Source organism: Avibacterium endocarditidis (assembly GCF_002921145.1).
Lineage (GTDB): Bacteria > Pseudomonadota > Gammaproteobacteria > Enterobacterales > Pasteurellaceae > Avibacterium > Avibacterium endocarditidis.
This window is the reverse complement of record NZ_PQVI01000154.1, coordinates 1-8,688: the sequence shown is the minus strand read 5'-3', so window position 1 is coordinate 8,688 and position 8,688 is coordinate 1. Positions and strand designations below refer to the sequence as shown.

The 8,688-nt window shown below is 41.6% G+C and carries 8 protein-coding genes; 2 read left to right on the top strand and 6 right to left on the bottom strand.

The genetic code is table 11. The features are described 5' to 3' along the window. Nucleotides 1-212: 212 nt before the first annotated feature. The 5 genes from C3Z13_RS11225 to yoaA all read right to left on the bottom strand — a co-directional run bounded on the left by C3Z13_RS11225 (nt 213) and on the right by yoaA (nt 6,443). A complete protein-coding gene (locus tag C3Z13_RS11225) occupies nt 213-677 on the bottom strand; it encodes a hypothetical protein (RefSeq protein ID WP_103855966.1) in 465 nt (154 codons plus the stop codon). A gap of 108 nt (nt 678-785) precedes the next feature. After that, nucleotides 786-1,892 (bottom strand): ribonuclease D, encoded by a 1,107-nt coding sequence (rnd, locus tag C3Z13_RS11220; protein WP_103855965.1) that lies wholly within the window; start codon nt 1,890-1,892, stop codon nt 786-788. A gap of 119 nt (nt 1,893-2,011) precedes the next feature. Continuing rightward, complete coding sequence (gene fadD / locus C3Z13_RS11215) at nt 2,012-3,700, bottom strand: long-chain-fatty-acid--CoA ligase FadD (protein ID WP_103855964.1); 1,689 nt, start codon at nt 3,698-3,700, stop codon at nt 2,012-2,014. 74 nt (nt 3,701-3,774) lie between these two features. Then, nucleotides 3,775-4,485 (bottom strand): tRNA (adenosine(37)-N6)-threonylcarbamoyltransferase complex dimerization subunit type 1 TsaB, encoded by a 711-nt coding sequence (tsaB, locus tag C3Z13_RS11210; protein WP_103855963.1) that lies wholly within the window; start codon nt 4,483-4,485, stop codon nt 3,775-3,777. Further along, a complete protein-coding gene (gene yoaA / locus C3Z13_RS11205; protein ID WP_103855962.1) occupies nt 4,485-6,443 on the bottom strand; it encodes a DNA repair helicase YoaA in 1,959 nt (652 codons plus the stop codon). The genes tsaB and yoaA overlap by 1 nt, the downstream gene beginning before the upstream one ends. A gap of 213 nt (nt 6,444-6,656) precedes the next feature. Here yoaA and C3Z13_RS11200 point away from each other — a divergent pair, with 213 nt between their 5' ends. Both C3Z13_RS11200 and C3Z13_RS11195 read left to right on the top strand, forming a co-directional pair. Then, nucleotides 6,657-7,094, top strand: a complete 438-nt coding sequence (locus C3Z13_RS11200; protein WP_245872660.1) for a TlpA family protein disulfide reductase — start codon at nt 6,657-6,659, stop codon at nt 7,092-7,094. Then, nucleotides 7,094-7,408, top strand: coding sequence for a c-type cytochrome (locus tag C3Z13_RS11195; RefSeq protein WP_017806140.1), 315 nt, complete (start codon nt 7,094-7,096; stop codon nt 7,406-7,408). The genes C3Z13_RS11200 and C3Z13_RS11195 overlap by 1 nt, the downstream gene beginning before the upstream one ends. Nucleotides 7,409-7,459: 51 nt before the next feature. Here C3Z13_RS11195 and nhaA read toward each other — a convergent pair whose 3' ends face one another. After that, a complete protein-coding gene (gene nhaA, locus C3Z13_RS11190; RefSeq protein ID WP_103855960.1) occupies nt 7,460-8,632 on the bottom strand; it encodes a Na+/H+ antiporter NhaA in 1,173 nt (390 codons plus the stop codon). Nucleotides 8,633-8,688 lie beyond the last annotated feature (56 nt).

Below are 8,688 nucleotides of genomic sequence, written 5' to 3'. Positions count from 1 at the left end.
GTTATCTTCATTTTTGTAGTATAGCATTGTTGCTAATCTACTACAGCCCACTTTTTTGCTTCATGAAAATATTTCTGCTACACCTAATGATGCGGAAATCCCTTTTCTCATTGCTTTTAAAATTTATCTTCTTTAACGCCAAATCTCTTCGCTGCAATAAATTCAAGCATAAAAATCGCCTTAACGGCGGTATTTACAAATAAAGAAGCGATTTACTCTGCTTTTACCATATTTTCTGCTAATTCAGCTTGAAGTTTTGTAACTCCGCAGTTGCAGCAGTGGTTTTCTGTTTTCTCTTGTACCGCTTTAGTGGCTTCAGGCGTTGCATTATTCATTAATGCTAAACCGTCTTTTGCAAGCTCTGAAGTTAAGGTTAATACCGATTGCATTTTATCTTTTAACTGTTTGATTTCAGGGCTTTTAATATCTAAAGCATTCAAACTTTTTTGCACTTCTGCGTTTCTTGCACTTAATGCGTTCATTGCATCCGCAATTTGTTTCTCATCTCCAGATGATAGTTTTTGCATATATTCTTGATGAAAAGCAACTTGGCTTTGCTGATTTGCCACGCTCCACTCAACTAATTTTTGATAATCTAGTTCTGGATCCGCTTTATTACACGCTACAACAAAAAGAGCAAAAATAACAGCCGTACCTAATTTGATGATTTTATTCATTGTATTTTCCTTTAAATAATAAACAAAATAATATCTTAGTTATATACTCATTCTCATAGAGAACGGGATATTTTAATCTGTCTACTGAGAAATTGCCAAGCAATATAGTTAAAAGCTTTGTAAAGATTTGAGCAAAACTTCACCAAACTCTTTTCGCCAACCCTGTAACAAATCAGGTAAATCATTCGGATCTTGCTGTTTTATCCAGCACCATTTCATCAAACTTTCTAAGCCTCGTTTACTCGAAATGACTTCTATCGGCAGTTCTGCTGGGGTAATTTCTTTTAATTTCTGCTGCAAAATTTTTAGCCCAGAACGATAACGTGGATCATCAACCAAACGAACAATTCGTGACGGATATTCTTCTTTTGCTGTGCGTTTTGCTTTTTCAACAAGCTGCAACATTTTTTTACCATTCACCCGCACTTCCATTGGTAGCAAGCCTAAATCAAGCAGCTCCGAAGTATGCTTAGGAAAATGTTTTGCCACAAGCCATAAATGCTCACTTTTTACAATAAAATTCAGGGCAATATCGCGTTTTATTCCTTGTTCCACACGCCATTTGGCTAATAATTTTAACGCCATCAACTCCCTTTCATTCAGTTTCCAGCTATTTGGAATATCTAAATAGGCTGTATCGGATGATTTAGTTTTCTGGCATTTTTCCAATAAAAATTCGCACTCATTTTGCACCGCACTTTGCCACGGTGTTTGTGCCAAGTGTTGCTGCATTTCCTCATATAAAGGAATTAAATACCATACATCTGCCGCAGCGTAACGTAACTGCACTTCCGACAACGGACGAGCTAGCCAATCAGTACGTGAAGCGCCTTTGTCTAATTCCAGCTCAAAATAATGATAAATCAAACTGGCAAATCCCATTGAACGACCAAAGCCTAAAAAATGGCTCATCACTTGTGTGTCAATTAACGGCGTAGGTAATTGTTTGAAATAATGGTGAAAAATCTCCAAATCTTCCTTGCACGCGTGCAACACTTTCACCACATTTTGATCGGATAGTAAGTTAATAAAAGGAGAAAAATCATCAATCGCCAACGGATCAATCAAACTAACTTGCTCACCATCATAAAGCTGAATTAGCCCCAGTTTAGGGTAAAAGGTTCGGGTACGAATAAACTCCGTATCCAACGCCACACAAGATTTCTCTCTTGCTCGCTGGCATACTTCTGCTAGCACAATATCCGAAGTAACTATTTGAAAGTGCGGTGGATTTTATTTCTTTTTATTGCTGGCATAATTTTATTCCATCACTTTTACAATACAAAAGCGGACAATCGTCCGCTTTTATTGCTATTCAAGTAAATTAAGCAAATTTAATTTGCTGGTCGTTTGGCTAATTCTTCATCGCGCAGTACGCGGCGCAGAATTTTACCTACATTGGATTTTGGTAATTCATCTCTAAATTCAATGTCTTTCGGTACTTTATAGCCGGTGAGATGCTGGCGGCAATGTTGGCGTAGCTCATCACGCGTCAAACTTTCATCTTTTTTCACCACAAACACTTTAATGGTTTCGCCTGACACTTCATTTGGTACGCCAATGGCCACCACTTCTGCCACTTTGTAATTGAGCATAATCACATCTTCAATTTCATTTGGATACACATTAAAGCCTGAAACCAAGATCATATCTTTTTTGCGATCTACAATGCGTAAGCTGTAAGATTCGTCCATCACCACAATATCGCCAGTGGCAAGCCAGCCGTCTTTCAGTACTTCTGCTGTGGCTTCAGGGCGCTTCCAATAACCTTGCATCACCTGATCACCTTTCACCCAAAGCTCCCCTGGTTCACCAAGTTGAGCTTCTTCGCCATTGTCTTTGATGATTTTAATATCCGTATTCGGCACGGGAACACCAATAGTGCCGTTGTGTTTCACCACATTGATTGGACAAGCGGCAATCAATGGCGAACATTCTGTCATTCCATAGCCTTCAATAATGTTACAACCGGTGGTTTCGTGCCAACGAGTTGCCACAGATTGCTGAATGGCCATTCCCCCACCAACGGAAAGTTTTAATTGTGAAAAATCGATTTCTTTGAAATTTTCATTATTCAACAAAGCGTTAAATAAGGTGTTTACCCCAGTAATGGCAACAAAGCGATATTTTTTCATCTCTTTGACAAAACCATCAATATCACGCGGATTAGTAATCAGAACGGCAGTAACCCCTAACTCAATAAATAATAGGCAATTTACCGTTAAAGCAAACACGTGATAAAGGGGTAACGCGAGAATGGCTTTACGCTCTCGAGTGTGATCACCCACGAAAGGATAGGCAATCCATTTTGCCTGAAATACATTGGTAATAATATTGTGATGAGAAAGCATTGCGCCTTTGGCAACGCCTGTTGTGCCACCCGTATATTGTAAGAAAGCAAGATCATTACCTGTTAAATGCGGACGCACATATTGACGATATTTGCCCACAGCCAGCACTTCACGGAACGTTACGGCGTGCGGTAATTTATATTTTGGCACGAGCTTTTTAATGTATTTCACCACGAAATTCACCAGCGTGCGCTTACCAAAAGAAAGCTGATCGCCCATTCGGGTTAAAATAACGTGTTTCACTTCTGTATTGAACACCACTTTTTCAAGGGTTGAAGCGAAATTTGACACCACCACAATGGCTTTTGCGCCGCTGTCTTGTAGCTGATGTTCTAGCTCTCTTGGCGTGTAAAGGGGATTAACATTCACCACCACCATTCCAGCGCGTAAAATACCAAATAGCGCAATAGGATATTGCAATAAATTTGGCATCATCAATGCCACAGGATCGCCTTGTTGTAACTTCAATTCATTTTGCAAATAAGCAGCAAAGGCGCGGCTACGCTCTTCTAATTTACGAAAGGTCAGGACTTGCCCCATATTAATATAAGCAGAGCGATCAGGGTGTTTGCGCACCGCCTTATCAAACATATCTAAAATATTTTCATAGGCGGAAGTATCCAGTTCCCTTTCTGCACCTTCTGGATAATTGATAAACCAAGGCTTTTCCATTTGTTATCCTTATTATTTTTATTAAATCTTACGGATTTTATCACTAGCTCACGAATGTGCCAAATGCTGATGCGTTATTCACGCCCAGGTAACTTTTTCCAAGTGACTTCATTGCGCAAATAAACTGGCTCAATTTCCACCGCACTTATCCATTGTTTCTGCCAGTAATAAGGCAAGGCTAAAGGCAACATTGCTTTGGCAGAAGGCAAGGTGATGTCGGAATCTTTCGCCCAATCTAATGCGGCAAGTTGCGGATAAGCCTGCCAGCCAGTTCCCACTTTAACGCAATCTTCCATTTGTTGAGCCTGCTGAAGCACGGCTTCTGGGGTGCAAACTCGCTCGCTCACTAATGCTTGCCAATCAAAAAACTCGCCGAAATCTGACCGCACTTTTTGCGCCTGAAGCTGGCTAAAATAGACTTCATTCATTCTGGCATCAATAGCGCATAGCACCTGTGTTGTGCCATATTGCTCATAGGCTTGCTGTGCCATTGTGGTGAGATTAGAAATAGGAATCACTGGCAAATCTGCGCCTAATGCTAAGCCTTGCGCAATGCCTGCGCCCACGCGCACACCAGTAAAACTACCCGGGCCACGTCCAAAAACCAAGGCATCAACTTGATTGAGTGTAACACCAGACTGGCTTAAAATTTCATCCACCATTGGCAAAATGCGCTTTGTGTGCGTGCGTTGCGCCAATTCGTCTAAATGGGTAATTTCCCCTTTATGCAATAAGGCAACGGAACAAGCTTCCGTTGAAGTATCTAAAGCAAGTAAAGTTGTCATTATTTTTTCTCTGTTAAAAATTGGATTACGTTGTTTAAATCTCGGGTTCGTTTAGCATTAGGCAAACTTTTCAAGAAAGTTTCACCGTAGGATCGCATCACCAAACGGCTATCACAAATAATCACCGCTCCGCGATCGGTAACATCACGGATCAAACGCCCCACCCCTTGTTTTAAGGTGATCACCGCTTCGGGAATTTGGATCTCATTAAACGGATCTTTGCCCTGCAAGCGACAATCTTCCATTCGAGCTTTCAGCAAAGGCTCATCAGGCGCGGTAAAGGGTAATTTATCAATAATCACTAAGGAAAGGGCATCGCCGCGCACATCTACCCCCTCCCAGAAACTGGAAGTGGCGACCAACACGGCGTGAGATTGGGTGGTAAATTGTTCTAATAATTTGCTTTTTGCCGTTTCCCCTTGCAGTAACACGGTTAAATCACTGTGTTCACGGAAAAAATCCGCCAGCCCACGCATCATTGAATAAGAGGTACAAAGTACAAAACAGCGCCCCTGATTTTTTTCGATGATCGGCAATAACATTTGCCCGAGCTGCGTTTGCGTGTGCGATTGGTTCAAGGCTGGCAGGAAACGTGGCACGCATAATAGGGCTTGTTCAGGATAATTAAACGGACTCGGCAAAATTTTCTGCTCGGCATTTTGAATGCCTAAACGTTGGCAAAAATGCTGAAAATTGCCCCCCACTTCTAAGGTAGCAGAAGTAAAAATCCACGCGGCTTCTTTTTGGCTGAGCTGTTCACCAAATTTATCTGCCACGGTGAGCGGGGTGATATGCAAGCCAAAGCCACGCCCCATAGTTTCATACCAATAACAATATCCGACCAAATGGGTTTCTTGCAGACGTTTTAAAATCACCTGAATACTGGCAATGCGTTCAAAAATGCTGTCTAGGGTTTGCGAGCGACCTAGCGCAAGTTTCACCACATCAGCTAAAAATGCCAATTTTTCTTGCAATAATTCTACGCATTTTTGCACCGCACTTTTATCTGTGGAATGTGCCATTGCAGGCTGAGAATTTACAGGCTGATAGAGCTCGCGCCAGTTGCCACGGCGATTGCCCTCACCCAATAATAAACGAAAATCTTGCACCACCTTGAGCAAGGTATCCGCCGCCACGCCAAGCTGTTTCATATCTTTTAATTCTGTACGATAAACAATATTGGCATCTTTGCATAAATCAAATAATTGACGTGAAGTCAGGGAAATGCCGAAATATTGGCTCGCCACATCAGCAATTTGATGGGCTTCATCAAAAATAATCGCCTGTGCATTGGGGATCAGCTCGCCAAAGCCGCTTTCTTTTACCGCCATATCGGCAAAAAATAAATGATGATTCACCACCACCAAATCGGCATTTAAGGCTTTTTTACGCGCCGCCGCCACATAGCAATCGCCATAATTCGGGCACTCGGAGCCTAAGCAACTTTCTGTGGTGCTGGTAAGCTGTGGCAAAATCGGGCTGTCTTCCGCAATTTCCACACATTCGCTTAAATCCCCTGTCTTAGTGGCATTGTTCCATTTTCGCACTTTAGCCAGATCTGCTAACACCGTGCGATCGCCCAATACCCCTTGTGCAATCAGCTGATCCAAACGTTCAAGGCAAAGATAATTAGCTCGCCCTTTTAAAAGCGCGATTTTGCCCGTATAACCCAACGCTTTTTTAATAGCAGGAAGATCACGATTAAATAATTGATCTTGCAGATTTTTTGAACCCGTAGAAATAATGGTTTTCTTGCCTGCAAGCAACGCAGGCACTAAATACGCAAAGGTTTTCCCCGTGCCTGTTCCTGCTTCCACCACAAGGGCTTGCTTATGTGAAATCGCCTGCGCCACGGCTTGCGCCATTTCTAACTGCTCGGCTCGGGGGCGAAATCCTTTAATATGCTGACTCAGCACGCCCGTTTCCGCAAAGGCGTTAATCACATTTTGGCTATCCATTTGTTCAATTCGGGGTTAAGGTAAATAAAATTAGCGGTTATTCTAACAGAAAAACGCTATACAGTGTTGTACTGGATAGCGTTATTGTTAATTTACAAATCAAAAAATATTGAATGCGACATTCTGTGGTAACATAGCACATCAATTTTTTATGGATAATAGAATGCAATTAAAAAATAGTCTAAAACTCGGTTTATTAAGTGCGGTGCTTTTTTGCTTATTTCTTGTAAAGACCAAACTGCCAACATCGGCAGCCAAGCCCCTGATATTGCGGCTTTTGATTTGCAAGGCAACGAGGTGGAATTGAGCCAATTTGCGGGGAAAAAATTGCTCATCAATTTTTGGTCAGAAACCTGTGGCATCTGCATTGTTGAAATGAAATTATTACAGCAATTTTCCCAAAGCTATCCCGAGAGCTTACAACTTTTAGCCATTAATATTGATGGTGAACGCGGTAACACGCAAGCTGTCGCAGAAAAAAATCAACTCACACTGCCGATTGCCAAAGATCAGCTTAATATCACGGCTGAACGTTATCAGTTGGTTGGCACACCGACCTCATTCGTGCTTGATCCTAAAGGAAAAATCCTTTATAAATTCGAGGGCTTAATCCCTGAAGATGAATTACGAAAACTATTTGAGGAAAAATAATGAAAGGTTACGCTTCTACTCTATTTTTTATTGCAGGCTCGTTATTGGCACTCAACAGCCACGCTAATGAAAGCCTTGAGCATACACAAAAAATTTTTAATCGCTCTTGTGCAATGTGCCATGGCAAACAAGGGGAAAAATCAGCATTAAATCAATCCGCAATTATCAATAGCTTAAAAACTGAAGAAATTCTCACCGCACTTGAAAAACGTAAGGCGGGGGAGATTGTCGGTGCAGGAAATGCGGCGAAATCTCGTTTAAGTGAAGAAGAAATGAAAGGATTAGCGGAATATATTCCAACATTGAAAAAATAACATTAATGAAAAATCGGGCTACGTTGAATAGCCCGATTTTTTTATCTCATATTATCCCTTAGATTTCGTACAAACTTTTAGTAAGAAATAACCACCGACTGCTGAAATGGCAGAGCCAAGTAAAATACCGACTCGAGCAAAGCTTGCCATTTCACTTGCCCCATCGCCACCAAAGGCAAGACCTGCTAAGAACATTGACATGGTAAAACCAATACCGCAGAGCAAGGCAATGGCGAAAATCTGTTTAAAATTAATTCCTTCAGGCAATTTTGCAATACGGAATAATACTGAGAGATAACTAAACAAAAAGACACCCAGTGGTTTTCCCAGTAATAGCCCTAAGATTACGCCTAAGGTGAGTGGTGAACTTAAGGTGTCTAACCCCATTCCGGATAAGGATACGCCTGCGTTGGAAAAGGCGAATAACGGTAAAATAAAGAAAGAACACCAAGGGGCTAAAATATGTTCCATATCGTGCAACACTTTTCTGCCGTTTTTGCCTTTGAGCGGAATACTGAAACCGATGATAACGCCTGCAAGCGTGGCGTGTACGCCTGATTTCAGCACGGATACCCATAACACTAAGCCGACAATCACATAAGGCCCTAAATTGGATATTTTAAAACGGTTAAGCAAAATCAAGCCCACAATGGCAATACTGGCAAGAATTAAGGCGCGGGTACTTAAATCCTGTGAAAAGAACAAGGCAATCACAATAATCGCGCCTAAATCATCAATAATCGCCAATGCAAGCAAAAACACTTTTAATGCGAAAGGAACACGGCTACCAAGCAAACCTAACACCCCCAGTGCAAAGGCGATGTCTGTTGCCATTGGAATTGCCCAGCCGTCTTGATATTGCGGAGTATCCTTAGTAACAAACCAATAAATCGCCGCTGGCACAACCATTCCCCCCAAGGCAGCAACGGCAGGGAAAATGGCTTTTTGATAACTTGAAATTGCCCCTGTGAGCAATTCGCGTTTTACTTCCAATCCCACCAGTACAAAAAACACGGCCATAAAGCCATCATTCACCCACATTAAGAGTGGCTTGTTAATTTGCACAATCGAACCAAATTGGATCACCACTGGTGCATCAAGAAAACTAAAATAAAAACGGCTTAACGGTGTATTTGCCAATAAAATTGCAAACGCAGCGAAAAATAGTAGTAACATTCCGCTGGCAGCTTCTAATTTCATAAAGTATCGAATGTATCGAACCATTAATCTCTCCTAGTAAAATAACGGGCTTGAAAGTATCCCCCCCCCAAATGGATACA